This is a genomic window from Bacteroidota bacterium, from assembly GCA_016706865.1.
Classification (GTDB): Bacteria; Bacteroidota; Bacteroidia; order Chitinophagales; family BACL12; genus UBA7236.
In genome coordinates this window covers 551,953-576,984 of record JADJIS010000003.1, presented here as the reverse complement: position 1 = coordinate 576,984, position 25,032 = coordinate 551,953, and the positions used below count along the sequence as shown (strand labels likewise).

The following is a 25,032-nucleotide window of genomic DNA, read 5'->3' as shown; positions in this document are numbered from 1 at the left end:
AAAAACAAAATGGAAATTCATCCTAAACTCAAGGCCAATAGATCTGCAAGATGCATTACTTTGATGTTCTTATTTTGTTTTTTGATATACGCGTCAATATGCATTAAACAGCTATAATCTGTGGAAACAATATATTCTGCACCGGTGGCCAATGCATCTTTTACCTTTGAATCTGCCATTCCTGTTGAAATTGGCTCAAATTTAACTGCAAAGGTTCCACCAAATCCACAACAGGTTTCCGAATTTTGCATCTCGACAATCTCTAAACCCTCAATATTGGAAAGAAGTTTTCTTGGCGCCTCTTTTATTTTACATTCCCTTAATGCACCGCACGCATCATGATAAGTGATCTTTGCTTTTAATTTTCCACCCAGGTCTGTCACTTTTAGCACATCCACCATAAATTCACTGAATTCGAAGAGATTTTTCTTTAAATTTTTGTGGTAGTTATGCACCGGAGTATTCGCATATAATTCGCCATAAAAATTTCGCACAAATCCAACGCAGGAGCCCGAAGGACCAACAACCGAGCGATCGGAATTAGCAAAATCCGCTAAAAATTTCTTTCCTACATCCTCCATTTCCTTCCAATGGCCGGCATTAAATGATGGTTGTCCGCAACAGGTTTGATTTGGGTTATAGTGTACTTTACAACCTGCCTTTTCTAAAACCTTCACCATATTAAACCCGGTTTCAGGAAACAGCTGATCAATAAAACAAGGAATGAAAATATCAACTTCAGTCATATTGGCAAATGTAATAAAACAGGAGTTAAAAAGACATCAGCCTTTTCAACATATAATAAGGCCATATCTAATTATCATCTATAATGATATTTTCCTTGGCGGAGATGGGAGTGCCTCTCACACAATATTCACTTTGCATATTGGTGTTAAGTGTAGCCACTATTTCGTAAGTGCCGGGTTCTTTAAGATCGAGATGAAACTTATCACTATATACTCGCGATACTTTTTCACCGTTCACGTATAAATTTACAAACCCTTCACCCATAACATGTTCTGTATTGATCTTATCAGGTGTAAAGTCAAATTTTATGGTATTGAACTGAATATTATATCCACTAACAGCATCCTTTTTTATTTCCATCCAAATACTAGGCAATTCAGATTTCGGGTAACCGGCTAACTCTAATTGTCCACCCTGATTATTCGGTTTTTTTGCTAAAAACTCTAATTTTTTTTCGTATTTATTGTTTGCTAATTCAGAATAACCCATCACCATACAGGCAAATAGTGCAACAAAAGTGATAGCTGCAAAGGCCATTCTTCGAAAAACATTTTTAAATTTCTCCCTGAGTTTTATATAGTATTTCCCCGGGCCCTCCAACAGAAAAACGATCAGGGCGCCATGTATCATGGTATGCCCAATGATCTCCACCTTACCGAAAATGGAGGATGTTATGAAAAATACAATAGTTATGGTGATTGCCAATGGCCGCTGAAGAAAACAGATCAAAAGCAAAAAACCGAGTCCAAACTCAACAAAACCAATGGATTCAAGGAAAAAATTAAAATTGAGCCCCATGGCAATTTTTGGATGTTCCTTGATAAGGAAAAGCGCCCAATTAGGATAAATGAATTTTTCCAAAGCAACCCAACAAAGGGAGAAACCTACGGTGGCATATAAGATCACAACACCGATATCATGGAATTTTGCATTTCGCAAACTACTGAATATCAAATAGATACCACATCCTGCGATCATCAGATAATCCAGCATGTGGAAGGGATGCAGTGTGATATTTCCCATTATCCAGATCAACACAATACCTAAACCACCAACAGGAACCAATTTGGGAATAAGTAAACAAAATGCAAGTACAAATTGAAACCATCCTAACCACGCATACTCTTTTGGAATAGGAATGGTGGGAACTATCATTGCGTTGCTTTGCCATGATAATATGAGAACCATTGCTGCTGCCACTCGTAAAACGATGGGTGCAAACGACTTTCTGGTTTCAAGCCAGGTATCAATTTTAATATACCAACCTGATTTAGAAATTCGGCTGTCCAACCAAACCCCAAGAATAACCACTAGTAAACAAAGTGCCAGTAATCCATAAAAGAATCTGCCCTCGGTAACTTCGCTGAGTCTCAAAGGCCTGTCGGCATAACTTCCGTCGGTGAACCATTTTACATGGGCTTCAGCCTCCGGGATACAGCAAATACCGGCTAAAAATAAGGTCAATAGAATTTTATATGTGTGCTCCCCCACTCTCATGCATACTTCCAATTAGTTCACGAAGTCACAAATCTATAAACCTGCAATGCGCGACTGATACTTTAATTGTAAAAGAAATGTAAATGGGGGTGAAAATCACCTCACTCGCATACCCAAAAAGGTGTTCAATAATTAACAAAAAGTAAATATTAAATTATTTAATAAACCCTTATATTTGACAGGTACAAAATATAACTATGAAAAAAAACTTACTCCTCTCTGCAATTGCTATTACCTTTTGTTTATTCAACTTAAACGCACAAGGCATTTGCAACCCTGCCGGTAATTTGATCATTTACTCCAATTATGACGGTGGAGATTTTACGATCAATATTGATGAAAACATTCCTGACATCCGGATTGGATTGTGTTCTTATGCGGATTTTCATGTAACAATTACAGGTGCATATGCCTCGAATGTAACTCAGGTATTATATGCTGGTTATAATGCTGATCTTACAACAAGTGTAACAGGTGTTGATGCAGGACTGGTAGACATTTTAATGTATCCTCCCGTTACCTTATTTGATGAAGATGGCAACGATTATATGGTTTGCGCATACGAATGTGATACAGCTTATATCCCTGGAGGATGTAATACAGTAGACCAGGCTACAGATTATTTTATTACCGAATTGGGTGGAAGTATCCGCTACGGTTATTTTCAATATGGCATCTTGAGCGGTTCTTATGATATGAGCGATGGAGGTAATTGTTGTGTGGATGCTGCTTGTTCTATCACAGTAGATGCCGGACAGGATCAAACAATTTGTATTGGAGATAGTGTTCAGTTAGGTGGAGCAGGAGCATTAACTTATAGCTGGTTCCCTACCGATTTTTTAGATAACCCATATATTGATGATCCTTATTCTTTCCCAACCGCAAATACTACCTATTTTTTAACGGGTACTGATGCAGGTGGATGCACAGGAATTGATACTGTTACTGTTTTCGTAGCACCATTACCTGTAACTGATATTACAGCAACCGGAGCAACTTTAACTGCCAGCGGAGGAACTACTTACCAATGGTTATTGAATGGTGAAATTATTCCGGGTGCTACCTCTTCAACATATACTGCAACAGAAACCGGCACTTATTCAGTGATCGTTTATTCAGCAGAGGGCTGTGAAGCTTTAAGTGATCAATTGGATATTTATCTTGATGGAATTGAAGAAAATAATTTCGCTGAACAAATAAAATTATTTCCAAATCCCGCAGGTGAATTTATTAGTTTGGATATTCATTTTTTAAATGGTGATACACAAATAGAAATTTTGAATTCGCTTGGAGAAAATGTTTATTCGTTAAATACTTCTGTAAATTATATAATTGATATACCACTGGAAAAATTACCAGGCGGAATTTATCATGCACGTATAATTAATTCAGGGTTTGATATTTTGAAATCATTCGTGAAGGAATGAGGAATTGAATGAGTGATGAGTGATGAGTAATGAGTTGGACTCTCGATTACCGATAGTTTTTACTCATGATTAATAACGCTTCACTATGGGTGAGTGGTGAGTAGTGAGTACTGAGATTGCCTCTCGATAGCCGGATGTTTTTACTCCTGACTATTGACTGCTGACTTTGGGTGAGTGGTGAGTGATTACTGAGATTGCCTCTCGTTCGAAGTAAGTATTTACTACTGACTAATTACTATTGACGGGAAGTTGTGAAGGGTGAGTAGTGAGTATGCTCCTCGACAACCTAAAGTTTGATGTCCGAATAAGTAGCTCCATTCCTTGATCGGACGGACTCACGATTGATGATTCACGAAAATGAGTAATGAGTAATGAGTAATGAGTTTGATTCTCGAAGGATGGACCTTTTTACTCTTGACTAATAACTACTGACATGCTTCTGAGTGTTGAATATTCTCCATTTGAAAGTGAAATTACCATCCTATGCAGTTGCGCCAATTCTCAATTGTCAATTGTCAATTATCAATTCTTTTTACTCATCTGCTACAAACGCAAGCGTTACCCCATCAGCAGCTAATGCAAGGCGATAGATTTTTTTGCCGGATAATTCTTTTATTTCTGAGATCATTTTCCATTCGGGTGATTCAGATTTGTAATCGTAAATCCAGAATTGATTATTGCGGGCCATTAATATTTTACTGTCGCTTGTCCAAATAAAATCTTCACTCACAGGTGGAATAATGGAAATGATGTTGATTATGTTTTTATCCAGATCGTATTTTTTAATAACCCATTCTTTTTCCGATTTTTTTACAATATAACTGATCGCATTTTCTCCCGGAATACGTTTAATACACCGCCCGATATTTTTATCGATGGTGATGGTGGTTTGTTTTTTTGCATCTGCAATTACCATAGTTGAAGGTTCTGTCACCATAAAAAATGCAAATTGTTTTTCGTCTATCTTACAGTAATATCCAACACTATCAATTTTAGGCAGGATCACTTTTTGTGAAGAGGCATCTTTTGTAAATTCCCACATTCGTTGTGCCGAATCTTTTTCTACTCTTACAACAATAAATGAATTTCCATTATTTGTGAACACAGGCGAATATTCACTCTCCAATGTATTCGTAATTTGATGCGTTGATTTATCGCTGAGATCAATTGCATAAATATCGGATTGAATACCATCTCTTACAGAAGAAAAATAGATCATTTTACCGTCCGGAGTAAATGAAGGCTGATTATCATATCCATCGTGATTGGAAAGATTAATTACATCTGTAATTTGCAATGTTCCATTATTGTTTATCAATTTCGAACCATAGATCTCAAATTCAGGTAATTGCGCATTTAGCAATATTGATGAAATGATCAGAAGACCCAAACAAATATTTTTCATATCAGATAATTATTCTCAAAAGTACATAAAAAAACCCGGCCTTGCGAACCGGGTGTAATTGCAATTAACAATGAAAAATCATTTATAGGTAAAGGCAGTCAATTCGCCTTCAGTATTATATTGTTGTGCCCAAACCTTTTTATTGTTTTTATAACATATCTTGTATTCCAATTCACCGGCATTGTTATAAATCTTCCACTTGCCCTGTTTTTCTCCGTTCTCGTAATTTGCTTTAGCAGTAATTTCTCCTTTTGCATTATAGGTGATCCATGTTCCGGTTTTTTTTCCATCTATCATATAACCTCTTTGCACGAGATTGCCCTTTTCATCTAAATAGATCACCTCCGTTAATTCACCGGGAAGTTCGATCATTTGAGAGGAAAGCTCCGCAGCTGCCATTTCCGGCATTTGGATCGGGGAGCTTAACAACATCAGGTTTATAATACAGCCTATCATAATTTGCGATTTTTGTTAACACAAATATAACGCTGTGTTTACATAGAATACGCATTTTATTAATATTAAATTTACATTGCCAAATGCGGGTTTTCATTATTTCTTAACATTGCTCCTTCTTGGAAATTGCAATAACAATTTTTCTTTTTTCGATCATTAATAACATCCTTTTGATTCCAACGCACAGTATTTTCAGATTTTGTTTCCTTTTAAATCGTAAAACTCAATTGAATCAATAGCTAAGCCGCTTTTATAATTTCCACCACTTATGTTAGCTTCTAATTTTTAGGATAGAATAAATCGAATTATCTTTGAAAAAAATTCATATGCCATACGAATTATCAGGAAAATTATTGGAACTATTTCCAACGCAGGAAGTATCTGCCACTTTCAAGAAGAGAGAATTTGTTGTTGAGAAGACAGAAACGGCCAGCGACCGCGTGTTTACCGATACTATCAAATTTCAATTAATTCAGGATCGTTGTGCCCTGCTCGATGCTTATAAAGTTGGTGATGATGTTAAGGTTACCTTTAACATCAAAGGATCAAAATGGGAAAAAGAAGGTCGCACGAGTTACTTCGTAAATCTGGATGTTTGGAAGATGGAAAAACTTTCTGAATCCACATCTACTCCGGCAGTTAGTCAGCCAGTTGTTGAATCAACTCCGCTTCCGGAAGGAGAAGATGATCTTCCATTCTGATTTTGAAAATGCAAATTCCCGGCAAATTATCGGCTGCGCAAAAAACGCAGTATCGTAAATTATTTGCAACCTTACGCAAACGCAAATCAGGTAATTACGACGATTTGATCAGCGAGGTGCATGATGAGGTTTTTTCAGGGATCAATTGTCTGGATTGTGCAAATTGTTGCAAAACGCATTCGCCTATCATCCTGCAAAAGGATATGGAGAGAATATCCAAACATCTTCACTTTAAACAAAACGAGTTTGTAAGCAAATATCTATTGTTGGATGAAGAGGGTGATTGGGTATTTTATACTATCCCATGCCCTTTCTTACTTCCGGATAATAAATGTAGTATTTATGATGTGCGACCAAAAGCATGCAGTGAATACCCACACACTAATCGCAAAAAGATCTATCAGATCGCTGAACTCACTTTAGTTAATGCGGAGATCTGTCCCGCAGTTGTACCTATTTTAAACTCCATTTCAAAACAAATTCCATAATTATGAGAATAGTAGGTTCCATTGACCATCCGATTTTTAAGATCAGCGTTTTTAGCTGGAGCGAAAAGTATATCGTTAAAATTGAAGCGGGTCTTTTCGAACAATCATACAAATTTCGCGAAGCAGATTTTAGTAATTGGGAAGAATTGAAGGAATTTTTTACCCCTTTAATGTTGGCCGATATCCATTCAACCTTCAAAAAAATGTCGGAAGATGCGCAACGTGCAGCCAAGATTTTTGCTACGAGGGGTGGGATTGTTTGATTCGTTTTAAGTTCTGACATGTAGTAGATCTCCTTCGTCGATCACTACATGTTTCAGTTCTGTGTTCTGAGTTCTGTGTTCTGTGTTCTGACATGTAGTAGATCTCCTGCGTCGATCACTACATGTTTCAGTTCTGTGTTCTGAGTTCTGACATTTAGTAGATCTCCTGCGTCGATCACTACATGTTTCAGTTCTGAGTTCATTACGGAGGAAAATCAATTGGGCGTAGATAGTTTGATTACCAATTGTCAGGAGTCATTGGTCAGGAGTAAAAACATCCGGCTATCGAAAGCGGACTCACGATTCACGATTCACGCCTCATGATTGTCAAGAGTCATTAGTCAGGAGTAAAAACATCCGGCACTCGAGAGTCAATCTCACCACTCCCTATTCACCACTCACCTATTTATAAAAGCCCTGGATTAGATTAATTTTACGCCGCAAATACTGCCACTGCCACTGCCACTGCCACTGCCACTGCCACTGCCACTGCCACTGCCACTGCCCACTAATCCTTCTTCTCCAAAACCGAATTCAACAACCTATCCACCGGATTATAGGCAAACTGATACATTTTCTGATAGTATTCGCCTGCCATACGATCGCTGTCGAAATACGGATAAACATCATGCATGCTGTTTTTTACTATGCCTAACCATTTTTTAGGATTGTCGTAATAAGCAGGAACTACCTCATTTTCCAACACATTCATCAGGTTCTCATAATCGAGGTTGTCGATGGATATAGTATCCATAGAATTATGATCAACCGGAGGAATTATAAAGCTATTTTCTCCGTGTTTGGCAAATTCAGGAATCCAACCATCCAATACACTCACATTAACTGCTCCGTTCATTGCGGCGGTCATTCCGCTGGTACCGGAGGCTTCACGAGGGCGACGAGGTGTATTGAGCCAAACATCTGCCCCCCTTTTTAACAAATAACTCAATCCTATCTCGTAACCCACCAAAACCGAAAGGTTCTGGCGATCCTGAGAGAATGAGATGAGGTCGTTGAAAGTACTTACGGCACCATGATCAAATGGATAAGGTTTGCCGGCCCAAATGATCTGCACCGGATATTTGGTATTGTTGATAAAATTCAGGAAACGCTCCTTATTTCGCAACAAAAGGTTAGCTCTTTTATATTCAGCAAAACGACGTGCCCAAACAATTGTAAATACGTTAGGATCATAAATCTTACCGGTCTGATTTGCGACAACCTCGAACAACTCCGTTTTTAGTTCTTTTTTGATCATCACTAAACCATCGTCATCGCGGTTAACATAGGCCTGGTTCAATTCTTTATCCGCCCAAAACTTCTTCTGCTGCGCATTTGTGATGCTGATGATATTACAGGTGCCTTCATAATCCTTCCACATTTCTTTACTTACTTCACCGTGCAACTGACTAACCCCATTAGCAATTTTTGCCATATAAAGGGAGGATGGAGTGTATCCAAGCATATCACCCTCTGTTTTGGTAATGTGGCGAACTAATTCCAGAGGAACACCACTGAAGAATCCCATGGTATTTAATAAATTGATATCATGTTCTTCGTTCCCCGCCTTTTCCGGTGTGTGGGTTGTAAAAACCACTTTATTTCTCACCTTATCAACGTCTTTTAACTGGTTGAAAAGATAAAAGGTCATCGCGAGAGCATGTCCCTCATTCATGTGATAAATATCAGCTCCGCCAAGCATTTCAACAACAGTGGCGCCGCCTATCCCAAGGATCATATTTTGTGCTACCCTCGTATTTGTATCGTGATCATAAAGTTTATGAGTATATTTTCTGATCTCCTCCTCATTTTCCGGAAAATCTGTACTCATCAGAAACATGGGTGCCGAACCAAAAACATCGGGTGGTAAATAATATACCTTTACCTGGACATCTTTGCCATCTATTTTCATAGTAAACTGAATATCAGTCTGTTGCAAAAAAGTATATAATTTTTTCTGGAATTGAACTGCCATAAAACCATGATCGTCGCGTACCTGATCATAATATCCGTGGCGCCATAAAATTCCAATTCCAATAAGGTTCTGTTTGAGTTCAAATGCACTGCGCATATGACTTCCCGCAAGGTATCCCAAACCCCCGCTATATATTTTCAATGCCTGATGGATCCCAAATTCCATGCAGAAATAGGCTGTGCGCTGCTTGAATGCAGGGTTAACTGCATAAGGTAATTGCCAAGTTTGATAATGAATCATCTGAAATTGCTCTGATTAACGGGGCGAATATATGTATTGGAGCAATACTTTAAAAATGAGCGCGGTGGAAAAAAAATTGACAATTGACAATTGACAATTGACAATTTTGATGATACGAAAGCTTTAAACATTTTAATTCTGAACTGAATAGTTTCTAAAATAATGGAGAATTGAGAATTTGGAGCTCTCGTTTAGATCAAACTTAGATTCCTAGAACAAAGGTGTGGTTTTAATTCAAAACAAAAAAGTCATAAATTACCTGTAATCAGTAATTTATGACTTTTACCTAATATATCAACATAGAAAAACCGCAGGTTTTTCCCATTGTCAATTGTCAATTATCAATTGTCAATTACCTTCTTTTCATTGGTCTGCGATCGCGGCCGCCAGCTTTCTTTTTGGGGAAGTCGTTGCGTTCCTGGCGTTCGTTTTGGATCTCGATGCGAACACGACGACCACGGAAAATAAATCCGTTGAAGGCGCGAACTACCTTTTCCGACATATTTGCAGGAACCTCGAAGAATGAATATGCACCTTTCAGTCGAATATCTCCAATTTCATTGGGTTTCAATCCACCCACCTGTTTGATCATTTCCACAAGGTCTTTTTCCACCATGTGGTCCATTTTACCGAGGTTTATGAACATAAGATCTGCATCACCCTTTCTAACGGAGCGTTCTCTGTTCTCTCCTCTGGCTTCACGCATGTTAAGATCTTCAGCAAAACGGTAATAATTCAGAAATCTGTTGAACTCCAGGGAAGCAAATCGTTTGATCACTTCTTCCTTATTCAGATTTTCGAATTCCTTTTCTATCATGGGTAAATACTTCGAAATTTCTTTCTCATCCACCTTCACCTCACGTACACGGTGAATGAGGCTAAGTAATTGTTTCTCACACACTTCTATTCCGGTAGGCACCATCATTTTTTTGAATGGTTTGGTAAGTTTTCGCTCCAATTGTTTGATGCGATACATATCCTTCTCAGAAACAAGTGCTAAGGAAATACCACTTTTTCCGGCTCTTCCCGTGCGACCGCTCCTATGTGTATAAAAATCGATATCATCCGGTAAATGCAAATTGATGATGTGGGTAAGATCGGTAACGTCGATACCTCTTGCTGCAACATCTGTTGCAATAAGCATTTGTAAGGTGCGCTCCCTGAATGCTGCCATTACCTTGTCGCGTTGCATTTGGCTAAGATCTCCGTGTAAACTGTCGGCATTATAACCGTCTTTTATCAAACGTTCGGCAACGTCCTGCGTTTCAGCCTTTGTGCGGCAAAATATGATACCGTAGATATCAGGATTGTAATCAAGAATACGTTTTAATGCGGGATATTTATTTTTAGGGGAAACAATATAATATTGGTGTTCAATATTCACATTACCCTGTTCCATTTTACCAGCTGAGATCTCCAGTGGCTTGTGCATGTATTTTTTAGAGATCTGCTTTATCTCAGAAGGCATGGTAGCTGAAAACAGCCAGGTTACCTTCTCTTTTGGGGTGGTGGATAAAATTTCATCTATATCCTCCTGAAATCCCATGTTCAACATTTCGTCTGCCTCATCTAAAACAAGGTATTTGATCTGGGTAAGATCAACCGCTTTACGGCCTAAAAGGTCTATCAGACGTCCGGGTGTGGCTACTACAACCTGCACTCCTCTTCTGATACTGTCAATTTGGTTGCGGATATTAGCGCCGCCATAAACTGCCACTGAATTGAAATTCCTAGTGTTTTTAGCAAAAAGTTTAAGATCGTTCTCAATTTGAACGCATAACTCACGTGTTGGAGCCAAAATAAGCGCTTGAGGCTTTTTTGTAGTGGTATCGATCAGTTCGATCAACGGTAATCCGAAAGCTGCAGTTTTGCCTGTTCCGGTATGTGCAAGGGCGATAATATCCTGCGATTCTGCCAACATTGCGGGAATTACTTCCTGCTGAATTGGTGTTGGGTTAATAAAACCAAGCGCCTCAATAGCGTCTAGTACAGGCTTCGACAGCCCAAGATCCTGAAAAGTCTTCATAAATATTTAAAAATGTAAATGCTCTAACAGATCCCCGTCACAATTCGGACAGGTAACGGTGTTTGTGTTCCTTGAATTATAGCAGAGTTGCTGTAGAATGTTAATAAAGGTGCAAAGATAGGGAAAAGTTTTGAGTTCGGGGTTCTGGGTTTTGAGTTCTGAGTTCTGAGTTCTGTGTTCTGAGTTCTGAGTTCTGTGTTCTGAGTTCTGGGTTTTGAGTTCTGTGTTCTGAGTTCTGTGTTGACTCACTACTCCCTACTCACCATTCACCACTCACCCATCCTTACTCGATATTATGCGCCACAATCAACAACGGTTCTCCGTATTTGGGTTGGAAAAGGTCCACGTGTTCGAAAATTTCGTTGTTGTTGCGGGTGGTTTTGATGAGGAATGAATATGTATTTCCCATTCCGGATTCTGTATGAGGCGTATGAAGATAAGATTTGGAGGCGGATTTGTCGATATTGTATGCCGATATTTTACCTCCTGCAGTTTCTGCATATCGGAAAAAGTTAAGCCATTCATCAGTTGGATGTTTTTCCAATCCTGAATATCCAATCATGGAAATTGCCGTTTGATAATCACCACTTTGAAGTGCATTATAATAAGCAATTACATTTTTTTCTGCGCGATTCATTTCATCCTGATAGGTAGCCTGGATCAAAACCGGGCTGTAAACATATAGTTTAAATCCATCCCCTTTATTCACCAATTCCAGTGAATCTTCGCTTTTGCCATCTACATAATTCACCGTATATGAAAGTTTGACCCGTGATGTACGATTTTCCTTGGACACACTAAATCCATTGCTTTTCTCATAACTGGTAACATTTCCCATGCTATTAACATTGATGGAAAGTATTTCCTCCCAAGCCTGTGCAGTCATTTTTTCATCCGTTCCGCAATAAGATGCTGCCAGCGGTGCGTTGCCATCTTTTAATGCATCGTAAAATTTTGAAACTGTTTCCTGTGCAGCTTTATTGTCGGCTGAAAGGCCGCAACCCGCCAATATTGATGTTGCGAAAACTAAAATGAAGCTTTTATAAACGAAATTTTTCATAACCGCAATTTAAAAGTTTAGGTGATTGTTACTTGCTAAGGTCTATCAATAATTTGATAATTTCAAAAACATATTAATAAATAAACAATGCATTATTTTGGAAATGGCTTACAGTATCCATTGGCTATCTGACCACAGTAAAAACGTTTGTGTATTTAGCTGATCTATGGGATATTACAACATGGTAAATCCCCTCTGCCAATTCATCCACAGCAATATCTGCAAGCATTTTTCCATATGATATGGACTCTGTGTGCACTTTAATAGTTTGACCCAATGTGTTAATTAACTCAATAGAAACCATTCCATCCTCCTGATCGATAAGCTGAAGTTCCATATGCACAAATGCAGAGGCGGGATTAGGGGAAATTGCGAAATATTCCACACCCGATACGTCAGTTTCTTCTCTGCAAGCAACTGTTACCAAGGTATTTGTGTTTTTTATACAACCGTTTGCATCAGTAACTCTGCAATAATATGAGCCGACATTTACAGGGTGATACTGTTGATTTGTAGCACTTGTGATCAAATTTCCATTTTTAAACCACTGGTAGGTAAATCCTGTTCCAATTGTAGCCGACAAACCCACATAGGTGCATAAACTTAATCCAAAAGGCGCAGTTATGGAAACAACCGGTAATGGATTTACGGTAATGGTTGTTATCTGAGATATTCCAAAACATCCCGAAGGGAAGTTCACCTGAACCTGGTAATTCCCCGGCTTTTGTGTAGATAAAGTACTGTTTGTAGCTCCGGGAATTACATTTCCATTTTTAAACCACACATAGGTATAACCTGCACCGGTATTAGCATTGAGCACCGTTGAAGTGCCCTTACAGATTGCCACATTGGTTCCTTGCAATATGGAAGCAAGGTCTGTATTGTCATCTGTTTCTCCGTTACAATTATTATCAATTCCATCGCATATTTCCATAGCTGAAGGGTTTATGGATGCATTTAGATCGTCGCAATCCAAACTATTCAAAACATAACCTGAAAAAGAGGTTTCACAGGATATAAAGGAATTTGTTATATCGCCATAAGTATCTTCATCAAGATCGACGAAATAGTTTAAAGGAGTAGTAATTAATTCTGCATACAGGTTATAATTCCCGGTTGATGCAGTTTTACCCTCCACAACAATATAATAGGATTCACCGGGAGTAATAATTGAAAAAGTAAGTTCTGAAGACGTTCCACAAAAATCATCATTGGAAACAAGTAATTCACCCTCCGAATTCAAAAGATAAAGCACTGTATTGAATTCACTTCCACAAAGTGAAACTGTGAGATCACCAACACAAACAGGGGTAAATTTATAAAAGATATCGGGTGAAATATATCCATATTCATTTGACCAACAGTTATTTACAAGGTTGTTCTCATTCACTATATAAGGTAAGGACAGGTCACCAATATCAATGGGATTAATGATAGTATTTCCTATTGGCTCAGAGCAGGAGGAATTAAAAATGTCAATATTATCAATATCCATCCAAAAATCTGCATTTTCTCCGCCGCCCCAGGAAATATCAAATTTGAAGATTATATCACTTCCCGCAAATTCTGAAATTGGGAATTGAACATTTGAATAGGCAAAAATTGTTGATGTTATGGTCCCGATTTGGGTATAACTTTCACCGCAATCAGCTGAGGCAGAAATTATAAGTTCACCCCACATGGCATCTGATTCTGTAGTAGTAGTATCGGTAATATCAATCATTCTATAATCAAAGGATAGGACGGCATTTTCTGTAACCGGACCAATTTTTCTGATGGTAAAATTGCTTGAAGGGTTTGATGTAGAGATGTTAGAATAGACCTGATTAGATTCTCTTGCACCGGCATGTTTACCAACTTCAAATCCGGAGAGCACCCACCCTTCCGGTATTTCTTCCTCTAAATTAAAGTCTTCAGAATAAGGAAGGTCTGCTGATATAAGGTTTACATCTCTTTCCGCAACGAAGCTATTATTAAGAGCGCTTACATCACCGATAGCACTAACAGCAGCGGTGAGAGTATACTCTCCCGGGTAACTTTGATCAAAATTTACAGGTAGTTTAATATCCTGAGTTGCAAAAGCACTTATTATTCCAGTATTGAGAATTAATGATGAGGAATAAGAAATGGGACCGGTAACATCAATGGAGATCGTGCTTGGATTACCAAGAAAATTTAAGGTAAAAGCTGCAGTGTTGTGAATTTGAACAGTAATGGAATCGCTGCTGTTAAAACAGCCCGATGCAGAAGGTATTAGTATTTCACTCAATTCCAGATCAATGGTAGAGGTTGAAAATTCATCTGCTCCGATATCGGGAGTAATTGACCTTGAGTCGCCATCAAAATCCGCATTAACCCAGGTTATACCCAACATATTTGCTGCCGCATTAAGTGAAGCAGCAGTAGCATGTAAATTTTGCGTGGGGTCTAAAAAAAGCGGATCAACTTGAAATGAATTGACATCAGTGCCCGGATTCATCGACATATTTGTTTTCCAGGTGGCCAAGGTTGAAATATTTGTTGCATTTGCCCTTGCGAAAAAACCTTTAGTGGTAAATGGTAAATGATAAACATTATAATTAATCACTGATCCCGCCTTGGCAATTTGATTTGATAAGGGTGTAGCATAAAAATAATGCCCGCAATTTCCAGATTGGTTTGGTGTGTAATTCGCAAAAATGTTATTTCTAATATTGATGGTTGGTATTATAGAGGTAACTTCAAGAATCACACTCGACACTTTAGGGGATCCACCGGCATTAATACTTATGGAATTAAAGTCGATGTTAAATACGGAAGCCGAATTTCCTCCTCTTAAAATTATTCCCTTAACGGCTCTGTCAAGTGTGGAACTACCGGCATAAGCGCAGGTAATATCGCTTGCAAAATTGTTAAAGACATTTGCCGTATTTACCCCGGCTTCTGTATTCAGCATTATATCATAACCAATAGCAGCACTGGTGTTGGTATCGTCTGTGTTTTTAAGTCCGTTGACTTTGTTTCTTGAGATTGTAATAGTACCAATGCCGTTTAGAAGATGAATTCCTCTTACACTTGTACCGAATGAAGTAAGATTACTGATAGCATTATTGGTGATGGTGCAATTTTTCTGATTTTTTATTTGCATTCCATATACCGAAACCCCTGCTCCACCAAGGTTTCCATCAGGAATTCCGATATAATCCGCTCCGATCTTACAACCGGAAACCTCCGTATCGTTATCTGGAAATAATGATGATTGGTTTGTGATCAGTATTCCATTATAACAAGCTTTAACCGTTATATCCTGGTATTTGTTTCCATCATTGGCCCCACTTAGGGAAGAGGGTTCGAAACCTACCCCTATGTTGGTAGCAGATTGAATGATCCCGATCGATTTTACGTTCTTTTTTGTTAGGGAGATATCACAATTCTTAATCGTATTGTGAGAAGCACCATTTGTTGGTGAGGCATTTTGAATCAAATAGCCGAACTCGAGATCCATTCCGGAAAGCAGCTTCACATCAATACCCTCAAAGGTGAAATAATCGCCTCCGCTGATTGCAATGCCGGCATCTTCAAAAGATCCGGTTCCGGTTGATAAAATTATTGGATTGGAACCAACCCCCGATTTTCTGAAAATAATGGGTGCATCCTCAAATCCTGTTGCGGTAATAACAGGTAAATTCTCGATAAACTCCTGACCCGCAGCTACTTCAAAAATGATGGAATCCGTCAAATTGCTGCAGTGCGATGCAGCATTCAAATAACTTATAGCCGAGGAAAAATCAATAAAATTATTTAATCCGGCGGGCAAAGAATTGTTAATTGTATAAAAGGCAACTCCTTCTGTAAAACTTTCAGGTTTACTGGTAATTGAAATATTATCTATAGCTACAGGCGGATCAAACTGCAAAGACGCATCATTTTTCCATCCAAATACAATTCGTTTATTCTGAGTTTCGGTACAATTGTCTAACAACTCAACCGGTATGCTAATATTTATATGTGAAACAGGACGAATGCTAGAGCTGGAAGTACCCTGCTGTTTAAAAATTATTGTGGATTCACCAGTACCATCCCAAACAGTTATATCCGACATTCCAACAGGGCTGTTTACAGTTGGCGTTAGAGAAACCGGACATAACCACACATAAAATACATCGTAATTAAATCCCTCCCCATTACAAAGCAGATCAAAGGATAGATTTATGTTTGTTTCCCCTGCAGGAAATGCAATATCTCGGTAGAAATGTACTGTTGAAGATTTTGTTCCAACTCCGGAATTCGGCAACCAGGCTGAATTGTAGGTCCAGTTTTCACCCAAGCTGTCGGAAATAAAGGCGCAATTGGAAACCGGCATTGTCCATTCCGTGTTACTCACATTCGTATCAATAAACCATCCTGATTGTTTTATTGAAATATTATTTACCAGAGTCCAACCGTTGGATGTAAAATCAACTCCATTTTCAAAACCTCCATCGCCGAGAGGATCCAGTAAAATGGTTTGTGCCTGAGTAGTTGAGGCAAATGTGAGTAACGAACATAATAATGCCGTTATGCTCCATGCGAAAAATTTGTGTGTGTTTGCATGCACCATCGTGATGGGAAATTATTCCCAAGTCAAAAATAGTTATTCAATCTGAATTAAAAATGAAATTATTAACGTCCAGACCTAATTAAACCTTCCTCACTTTTTATAATCAGCGATATCAAGGCTTTTATTACAAAATTGATATTCCCTTTCCATATTGGATCCAACAATTACAATACGATCGTTTCTATAGTCTTCCATTAATTGACCATACCAGGAAACACCTGCTGCATCGAGGTTGGAAGTAGGCTCATCCAGTAATAATAGTTTTGTATCCGACAAGATTGTAGTAATTAATTTAACCCGTTGTTTCATCCCAGAGGAGAATGTCTTGAGCGATTTATTCCGGTGTTTCTGCAATCCGGAAATTTCTAACAGATCGCTTTGAGAATGACCTTTCAATATTTTTTTAAAGGAAAAGTGAAATTGAAGATACTCAGAGAGGTTAAAATCGTCCACAAGGTCGATATATGGTGCTGTAAATGCGACTTCAGCGTAAATATTTTCTACCGAACAGGGTTTAGTATCATGATAAGTAATTATCCCCTCAGAAGGGGTAAGCTGACCGGAGATTATCTTTATCAAAGTTGACTTACCTGAACCATTTTGGCCAGTGATACCGTAACTATTTCCGCTTTCAAAATCGAAGGTCAGGTCACGAAAAATCCATTCGTAATTAAATCTTTTGGAAACACCGCGGAGTTCAATTTTCATTCGTTAATATGGCGGAATCCTTTCATAACACCTTCCTTAGAATTGCGGATAAAGGTCACGATCATATCGCGTTCGGCAGATGCAGGTACTTCAGCTTCAATGATATACAAGGCTTTGGTAACATTATATCCGCGAACAAATAATAAACGATATATTTCCTGAATATGCTGAATGGTTTCTGCGCTATACCCTCTTCTTCTCAAACCCACCGAATTCACCCCAACATAACTCAATGGTTCGCGACCGGCTTTTACAAATGGCGGAACATCCTTTCTCACCAACGATCCTCCCGCAATAAATGCATGCGCACCAATTTTAATGAATTGCTGAACGGCAACCAATCCTTCCATAATTGCCCAATCTCCAACTTCAATATGTCCGGCAAGATTTACGGAATTCGCCAATATCACGTTATTTCCGATAGCACAATCGTGTGCCACGTGCGAATATGCCATGAGGAGACAATTGTTACCAACCACGGTTCTGAAAGCGTATTTTGTTCCACGGTTGATTGTTACACACTCTCTGATAGTTGTATTATCCCCAATAACAACCTCTGTATCTTCACCCATATATTTTAGATCTTGTGGAACAGCAGAAATAACGGCTCCAGGGAAGATCCGGCAATTTTTTCCAATACGTGCTCCGGGCATTATACTTACGTTTGCTCCTATCCAGGTGCCTTCTCCGATAACTACGTTTTTTGAAATGGATGCAAACGGTTCAATAACCACATTGTCGGCTATTTGTGCTTGCGGATGTACATATGCTAATGGCTGATTCATGAATTTTGATTGCGCTTTACAACTTGAGCAGTTAATTCTCCTTCTGTTACGATGTTATTTCCTACGTATGCAGTGGCTTTCATTTCGCAAATTCCTCTTCTTATCGGATTTATAAGCTCCATTTTGAGCAATAAACAATCGCCCGGAAGAACCTTGCGTTTAAATTTAACCTTATCGATCTTTAAAAAATAAGTATCGTAATTTTCAGGATCAGGCACCTTGCTTAATACGAAGATACCTCCTGTTTGTGCTAATGCTTCAACTTGTAAAACACCTGGAAATACGGGATTATTCGGAAAATGTCCCTGAAAGAAGCCTTCATTAAATGTTACATTTTTAACCCCCACAATGTGATTTTCACCCATGTCGATTATCTTATCCACTAATAAAAATGGATATCGATGTGGCAACATTTTAATTATTTGGTTGATATCATAAACAGGTTCTGCTGTATGGTCATATCTTGGCACGTCCACAGTGTTCTTTTTAGTTTTATAAAAAGCTTTAATTCTCTTTGCAAATTCAACATTGGAAGGATGCCCCGGACGACTTGCAATTATCTTTCCGCGGATAGGTTTTCCTGCAAGAGCAAGATCACCAACCACGTCGAGTAATTTATGACGAGCTGGTTCATTGTTCCAATGTAATTCAAGATTATTAAGTATTCCTTCCTTCTTAACACTTACCGACTCCTTGTTAAACATCTTTTTGAGTTTAACCATTTCGTCGGCGGTAACTTCTTTATCTACAATAACAATAGCGTTATTGAGGTCACCACCTTTTATCAGGTTATTTTCATACAACATCTCCAGTTCGTGCAAAAAACAAAAGGTTCTGCTATCTGCAATTTGATCGCGAAATTCAGATATATGATTTAAAGTGGCGTGTTGTTTTCCAAGCACCTTTGAGTCAAAATCTATCATTACCGTAACCTGATAATCATCAGCAGGCATAATGGTAATTTCCGTCTGGCGAAGTGGATCCTTGTAAGTGATATTTTGGCTAATTGTAATGTATTCTCTTTCCGCATCCTGAATTTCAACGCCAACATTGCCCAAAGCCTGCATAAACATTTTGGAAGAACCGTCCATGATGGGCGTTTCGGGACCATTGAGATCGATCAACACATTATCGATGCCCATTCCAACCAAAGCTGCAAGGGTATGTTCGATAGTAGAAACACTTGCTCCATTTCGGGCAATGGTAGTTCCACGCGCTGTATCTATTACAAGGTCTGCATCGGCTTCAATTATAGGCTGACCGGCCAGATCTATTCTTCTGAATTTATATCCGTGGTTTGGAGCCGCGGGATTAAAGGTCATATCCACTTGAGAGCCTGTATGCAATCCAACGCCTGAAACGGTTATTGATCTTTTAATTGTTTGCTGATATTCTTTATTCATGCACTTTTTTCTAATCGATCACAATTAATAAAGTTGATCAAAATGAATTACAACTTATTTAATTATTGATATTGAATATATTTCTTTAGAAATTATCACCCTTGGGATTAAACTCCTGTTTTTTTCATTTCGTTGATGGTTTGTTCAAGTGCGATTATTTTTTCAAATAATTCAGGTAATTTTCTGAAAATGACCTGACTACGCATACTTGCATTGTAATCAAAGGCCGGTGAACCGGTAAAGGAGCGATTAACTTCCTTTATGTTTTTTGCGACACCGCTTTGTGCGTTTATTTTGGTTCCGTCGGCAATGATTAGGTGACCAACTATACCAACCTGCCCGCCAATCACACAATTCTTCCCGATCTTGGTGCTTCCTGAAATGCCCGATTGTGCAGCAATAACGGTGTTTTCACCAATTTCAACGTTGTGTGCTATCTGAATAAGGTTATCCAGTTTTGCACCTTTCCTGATAATGGTGGAACCCATAGTTGCACGATCAATTGTTGAATTAGCACCAACTTCCACATGGTCTTCCATCACCACATTGCCTGTTTGAGCTACTTTTTTATAGGTTCCATCCTCCTGTGGTGCAAATCCAAAGCCGTCGCTGCCAATAATAGTGCCTGAACCTATAATACAGTGATTTCCGATGATACAATCTTCTAAAATTACTGCTCCGGGAAAAATAGTGGTGTGTGAACCGATCTTTACATTTTTTCCCAAATAAACCTGTGGGTGGATATACGATTCTGCACCGATCTCTACTCCATCACCTATCGCGGCAAAAATTCCGATAAATACATTTTCTCCAATTTTTGCGGAATCTGAAACAAATGCCATTTTATCCACTTGTTTTTGGCGACCAGAATTTCCATTCATGATCTTATATTGATCTAAAACCTTGGCAATACTTGTATAGGCATTCTTTACACGGATTATTGTTGCATTAACCGGTTGTTCAAATACCTGATCATCGTTTACAATAAGAATGGAAGCACCGGTGGTATAGGCATATGCGAGATATTTTGGATTTGCAAGAAAACACACATCTCCCTCCACTCCTTCCTCAATTTTAGCCGGTTTACGCACTTTTACAGCGGGATTTCCCTCTAGCGTACCTTCTAAAAAATCACATAATTCTTGTGCAGTAAACTCCATTCAATCAGTTTTCTTTCGGGTAGCAAATATAGTGCTTTACAACGGTATCCGCTAAAGCAGCAAGGTTGAGATGATCGCTTGCATTGGTAACATCCACAATTTTGCCACTTCTGAACTTAATATTGATATTGTTTGCCTCCAGATTGTAGGCGCTGTTGGTTGTAACATCATTCAAAACGTAATACTGAAGGTCGAATTCATCCTGCACTTTATACTTTTTTCTCACTTTTTCCCTGATCTTATTGATCGCTGCGGCACTGAAGGGTTCATTTTCCAGTTCGATCTTAAAGAGTTCTCTATTAATTAAAGCTGCACTTAAGAAAGATAAAACGGTATCTGAACTATATTGCCATTGTTTAAGGGAAGCATATATATCGATATCATCAAGATTGGAATACCTGTGGATAATTTCCTGATCATCGTAAAAATGTTGCAATTCCACATCGTGATAAAGAAAATATTGCAAAGCCGGGGTTGCAAATAATTCTACTCCGCTTTGTGCAAGATATTTTGCTCTTTTTAGGGTTTTGATCAACATTTGTTCAGCGCAGATCACGGTTTTATGCAAATAAACCTGCCAATACATTACACGGCGGGCAATTATGAATTTTTCAACCGAATAAATTCCCTTTTGTTCAATTACGAGATCGTCATTCTCCACATCCATCATTTCGATGAGTCGGTCGTAACCGATCACTCCTTCATGAACCCCTGTAAAATAGCTGTCGCGAGTGAGATAATCGAGTCTGTCGACATCCAGCTGACTCGATACTAATTGATGAAGAAATTTCTTGTGATATTGGTTGGTAAAAATATCCATCGCTAAACTCAATCGCCCACCGAATTCTTTATTCAGGTTATTCATAAAAATGTGGGATAATTGTTCGTGATGCACATTGGAAATTATTGTTCTTTCCAGTGCATGCGAAAATGGTCCGTGACCAATATCATGTAACAAAATTGCGATGGTTGCGGCTTCTGCTTCCTTATCTGTAATTTCTTTTCCTTTGGAACGAAGGGTGTTTATTGCTTTACCCATGAGATGCATTGCCCCAAGTGCGTGATTAAAACGGGTATGAATTGCCCCCGGATACACAAGGTTGCTTAATCCCAATTGCTGAATTCTCCTTAATCTTTGAAACCAGGGATGTTCTATAATATCAAAAACTATTTCGTAAGGGATGGTAATAAAACCGTAGACAGGGTCGTTTATAATCTTTCTTTTATTCAAAACACTCCTGTTTAATTAGCTTTTAATCAATGAGATACAATTGCATAGATTTTTTTGGCGGTATCTTTGCACCTAAGTTTTAAGATCACAAAATTACAGTATTTATGAAAACCGATATAACCATTTTATGGGCTGATGATGAGATTGACATGTTGAAACCACAAATTCTCTTTTTGGAGGAAAAAGGTTATCATGTGGAAGGCGTGAGTAACGGACAAGACGCCGTGGAAAAATGCACCGACCCGGATATTGATGTAATATTTTTGGATGAAGGTATGCCGGGTTTATCCGGTTTGGAGACACTTTCTCTGATAAAGGATAAACGTCCCTCTGTCCCGATCGTAATGATCACTAAAAATGAAACAGAGGGTTTGATGGAAGAAGCTATTGGTTCGCAGATAAGTGATTATCTGATCAAACCGGTAAAATCACAACAAATTTTATTGACCTTAAAAAAGATAATTGATAATAAACGATTGGTATCTGAAAAAACCGACAGCAATTATCAAAAAGATTTTCAGAAGATATTTTTTACACTGCAGGATAATCTGGATCATGAGCAGTGGTTCGATATTTATAAAAAATTGGTGCATTGGGAAATTCAGTTGGATAAAACCGGTGCAACCAATATGAAAGAAGTACTCACTTCTCAAAAAGCAGAAGCAAATGTGGAATTCGGAAAATTTATTGATAGAAATTATTTAAATTGGTTGAGTGGAAAAACTTCTGCGCCAATTATGTCGCATACGGTGATGAAGGAGAAAGTATTTCCACTTTTAAGTGATACAATTCCCACCTTTTTTATTTTAATTGATAATTTGCGATTTGATCAATGGAAAATAATTGAACCGTTAATTTCAGAATCATTTAAATTAAAATCGGAGGATCATTTTTATAGCATTCTCCCTACGGCTACGCAATATGCACGTAATGCAATTTTTGCAGGATTATTACCAAGTGAAATTGAAAAACGTTTGCCTAATTTATGGTTGAACGATGAAGATGAAGGAGGAAAAAACTTACAGGAGCCTGAATTTTTAAAGGACAATATTGTAAGAAATCGTTTGAGTATTAAATACAGTTATCACAAAATATTAAATCACTCGGAAGGAAAGAATCTAGAGGATAATATTTTGAATTTAATGACAAACGATCTGAATGTGATCGTTTATAACTTCGTGGATATGCTTTCACATGCGCGCACAGAGATGGAGGTATTAAAAGAACTGGCGAGTGATGAAACGGCATATCGTTCCTTAACACGTTCATGGTTCGATCATTCACCATTGTATAATGCTTTGCGAAAATTGGCAGATAAAAAAATTCGTCTCATTATTACAACCGATCACGGAACAATTAGAGTAAACACTCCGAGTAAAGTTTTAGCCGACAGAAATGCAACTACAAATCTGCGTTATAAAAGCGGAAAAAATCTGCAATACAATAAAAAAGATGTATTTGAAGTAAAGGTTCCCGTAGATGCGGGATTACCAAAACAACATATCAGCAGCACCTTTATTTTTGCGAAAGAAGATTGTTTTTTTGCTTACCCGAATAATTATAATCACTATGTGAATTATTTTAAAAATACGTTTCAACATGGTGGAGTGAGTTTGGAGGAGATGGTGGTACCGTTTGCGGTGTTTGAAAGCTTTTGAGGTAAGTGGGGAGTAGGGAGTGGTGAGGGAGTGAGTAGGGTGGGAAAAGGGGTGCGTGGGTGTACTTTGATGAGGGCCAAGGCAATGTCCTCCTTCCTATATAAATAATTATGCAGTGAGACGCTGCCGACCTCGTGCAACCTTAATGATTTTAATGGTTAACTATTTTAAAAATTAATCAACTACTCTTTTTTACCTAAATTTAAACTTTCTTTAAATTCCTCTGTAAGCTCAAATGGCAATTCCTCATTAGGGTCCAAACGCGGATTTCCGCAAACTACAAGTATGTAATTTATCAGCTCTGTTCTTGCATGGTATGGTTCATGCCTATATAACCAACCCAACATGCGAATTTCCTTATAAATTAAGCTATCAGTTATGATTCCATTATTGCATCTTAGCACATATTTTAATAAAAAATCTAAAAATTTTTCATCACCTTCATAACCAACCAAAATATTTGAATTATCTATATGTTCAAAATATAATTGATCATATTCTTCTGGAGTAATATTGCTAAGTATATAATTTAAAATCATAGCATAACGATAGTTATCGCCAACAAAACAATTCTCTATATCAGAGGCTAAACTTTCACCATAAAACAATCTTTCATATTTATTGGTTTCGTAACGCTCCACAGCAATGGTGTCATACAAATTCCTTTCTATAATTCGAATAGCGGCAAATTCAGGTAAAAAATCTCTTGAAAGTAAAGTAGCATAAACTGCTCTCAAGTCAGAATATGGCATAGAAAATCTCTTGAAAGTGTCCTCAAATATTAAATTAAGTGTATCATTAACATGCGAAACACTGAAATCCATAGCCATATATTTGTTTGAAAATCGAGGTTTAAGTTCATTGTAGATTAATGTGTCTCTATTTTCAGTACATGTAGAAAGTGAAAATAATGTTATGAATAATATTAAATTAACGAATATTTTCATATTACTAAATTAAAATTTAAGGTGTGATTATTTATCAAAAATACCATTTTAATAGCTTAAAAAAAAACGACATCTCAATCCGTAGATATCCTGATGACATCACACCTTCATATTGTAGGATTACTTATTTAGGGTCTTCACTACAATTGTATTTATTAAATGAGAAAGATTTCAGATCACATCCCAGCAGCAGCGTCTCACCTTTTTCTCAAAATGAAGATCAAATTTTTCCCTGATATTTCTAGATATATGATATATTATTTATTCACATTTGAA

Annotated in this window: 19 protein-coding genes; 5 read left to right on the top strand and 14 right to left on the bottom strand. The window is 37.9% G+C overall.

Translation table 11 applies throughout. The features are described 5' to 3' along the window. Positions 1–17: 17 nt before the first annotated feature. Both IPI31_12025 and IPI31_12020 read right to left on the bottom strand, forming a co-directional pair. A complete protein-coding gene (locus IPI31_12025) occupies positions 18–746 on the bottom strand; it encodes a (Fe-S)-binding protein (GenBank protein MBK7568541.1) in 729 nt (242 codons plus the stop codon). 67 nt (positions 747–813) lie between these two features. Further along, a complete protein-coding gene (locus IPI31_12020) occupies positions 814–2,211 on the bottom strand; it encodes a hypothetical protein (protein MBK7568540.1) in 1,398 nt (465 codons plus the stop codon). 230 nt (positions 2,212–2,441) lie between these two features. Between IPI31_12020 and IPI31_12015 the strand changes: the two genes are divergently transcribed. After that, positions 2,442–3,671, top strand: coding sequence for a T9SS type A sorting domain-containing protein (locus IPI31_12015; protein ID MBK7568539.1), 1,230 nt, complete (start codon positions 2,442–2,444; stop codon positions 3,669–3,671). Between the two features lie 532 nt (positions 3,672–4,203). On the opposite strand, the gene IPI31_12010 is transcribed toward IPI31_12015, so the two are convergent. Together IPI31_12010 and IPI31_12005 are read right to left on the bottom strand one after the other, a co-directional pair. After that, positions 4,204–5,076, bottom strand: a complete 873-nt coding sequence (locus IPI31_12010; GenBank protein ID MBK7568538.1) for a PD40 domain-containing protein — start codon at positions 5,074–5,076, stop codon at positions 4,204–4,206. 78 nt (positions 5,077–5,154) lie between these two features. Beyond that, complete coding sequence (locus IPI31_12005; protein MBK7568537.1) at positions 5,155–5,532, bottom strand: hypothetical protein; 378 nt, start codon at positions 5,530–5,532, stop codon at positions 5,155–5,157. A gap of 326 nt (positions 5,533–5,858) precedes the next feature. Between IPI31_12005 and IPI31_12000 the strand changes: the two genes are divergently transcribed. Genes IPI31_12000 through IPI31_11990 form a run of 3 tightly spaced genes read left to right on the top strand, consistent with a single transcriptional unit; the run spans position 5,859 to position 6,984 of the window. Then, positions 5,859–6,233 (top strand): DUF3127 domain-containing protein, encoded by a 375-nt coding sequence (locus IPI31_12000; GenBank protein MBK7568536.1) that lies wholly within the window; start codon positions 5,859–5,861, stop codon positions 6,231–6,233. Positions 6,234–6,241: 8 nt separating this feature from the next. Beyond that, a complete protein-coding gene (locus tag IPI31_11995; protein ID MBK7568535.1) occupies positions 6,242–6,721 on the top strand; it encodes a YkgJ family cysteine cluster protein in 480 nt (159 codons plus the stop codon). 2 nt (positions 6,722–6,723) lie between these two features. Beyond that, positions 6,724–6,984 (top strand): hypothetical protein, encoded by a 261-nt coding sequence (locus IPI31_11990; protein MBK7568534.1) that lies wholly within the window; start codon positions 6,724–6,726, stop codon positions 6,982–6,984. A gap of 508 nt (positions 6,985–7,492) precedes the next feature. Here IPI31_11990 and glgP read toward each other — a convergent pair. The 9 genes from glgP to IPI31_11945 form a co-directional block, all read right to left on the bottom strand. Further along, positions 7,493–9,199, bottom strand: a complete 1,707-nt coding sequence (gene glgP / locus IPI31_11985) for an alpha-glucan family phosphorylase (protein ID MBK7568533.1) — start codon at positions 9,197–9,199, stop codon at positions 7,493–7,495. A 352-nt stretch (positions 9,200–9,551) separates the two neighbouring features. Then, positions 9,552–11,225, bottom strand: coding sequence for a DEAD/DEAH box helicase (locus IPI31_11980; GenBank protein MBK7568532.1), 1,674 nt, complete (start codon positions 11,223–11,225; stop codon positions 9,552–9,554). Positions 11,226–11,508: 283 nt separating this feature from the next. Continuing rightward, complete coding sequence (locus IPI31_11975) at positions 11,509–12,285, bottom strand: hypothetical protein (GenBank protein MBK7568531.1); 777 nt, start codon at positions 12,283–12,285, stop codon at positions 11,509–11,511. 124 nt (positions 12,286–12,409) lie between these two features. Continuing rightward, entirely contained in the window at positions 12,410–16,864 is a 4,455-nt protein-coding gene (locus tag IPI31_11970) for a putative metal-binding motif-containing protein (protein MBK7568530.1), read from the bottom strand. Positions 16,865–16,954: 90 nt separating this feature from the next. Continuing rightward, positions 16,955–17,572 (bottom strand): ABC transporter ATP-binding protein, encoded by a 618-nt coding sequence (locus tag IPI31_11965; GenBank protein ID MBK7568529.1) that lies wholly within the window; start codon positions 17,570–17,572, stop codon positions 16,955–16,957. Beyond that, on the bottom strand, positions 17,569–18,357 hold the full coding sequence (lpxA, locus tag IPI31_11960; GenBank protein MBK7568528.1) for an acyl-ACP--UDP-N-acetylglucosamine O-acyltransferase: 789 nt from the start codon (positions 18,355–18,357) through the stop codon (positions 17,569–17,571). Before lpxA ends, IPI31_11965 begins: the two co-directional genes overlap by 4 nt. Beyond that, positions 18,354–19,760, bottom strand: a complete 1,407-nt coding sequence (locus tag IPI31_11955; protein MBK7568527.1) for a bifunctional UDP-3-O-[3-hydroxymyristoyl] N-acetylglucosamine deacetylase/3-hydroxyacyl-ACP dehydratase — start codon at positions 19,758–19,760, stop codon at positions 18,354–18,356. The genes lpxA and IPI31_11955 overlap by 4 nt, the downstream gene beginning before the upstream one ends. Before the next feature lie 107 nt (positions 19,761–19,867). Continuing rightward, complete coding sequence (lpxD, locus tag IPI31_11950; protein ID MBK7568526.1) at positions 19,868–20,920, bottom strand: UDP-3-O-(3-hydroxymyristoyl)glucosamine N-acyltransferase; 1,053 nt, start codon at positions 20,918–20,920, stop codon at positions 19,868–19,870. A gap of 4 nt (positions 20,921–20,924) precedes the next feature. Then, a complete protein-coding gene (locus tag IPI31_11945) occupies positions 20,925–22,151 on the bottom strand; it encodes an HD domain-containing protein (GenBank protein MBK7568525.1) in 1,227 nt (408 codons plus the stop codon). 104 nt (positions 22,152–22,255) lie between these two features. On the opposite strand from IPI31_11945, the gene IPI31_11940 reads away from it, so the two are divergent. Beyond that, entirely contained in the window at positions 22,256–23,809 is a 1,554-nt protein-coding gene (locus tag IPI31_11940) for a PglZ domain-containing protein (GenBank protein ID MBK7568524.1), read from the top strand. A gap of 182 nt (positions 23,810–23,991) precedes the next feature. Here IPI31_11940 and IPI31_11935 read toward each other — a convergent pair whose 3' ends face one another. Next, entirely contained in the window at positions 23,992–24,756 is a 765-nt protein-coding gene (locus tag IPI31_11935; GenBank protein ID MBK7568523.1) for a hypothetical protein, read from the bottom strand. Positions 24,757–25,032 lie beyond the last annotated feature (276 nt).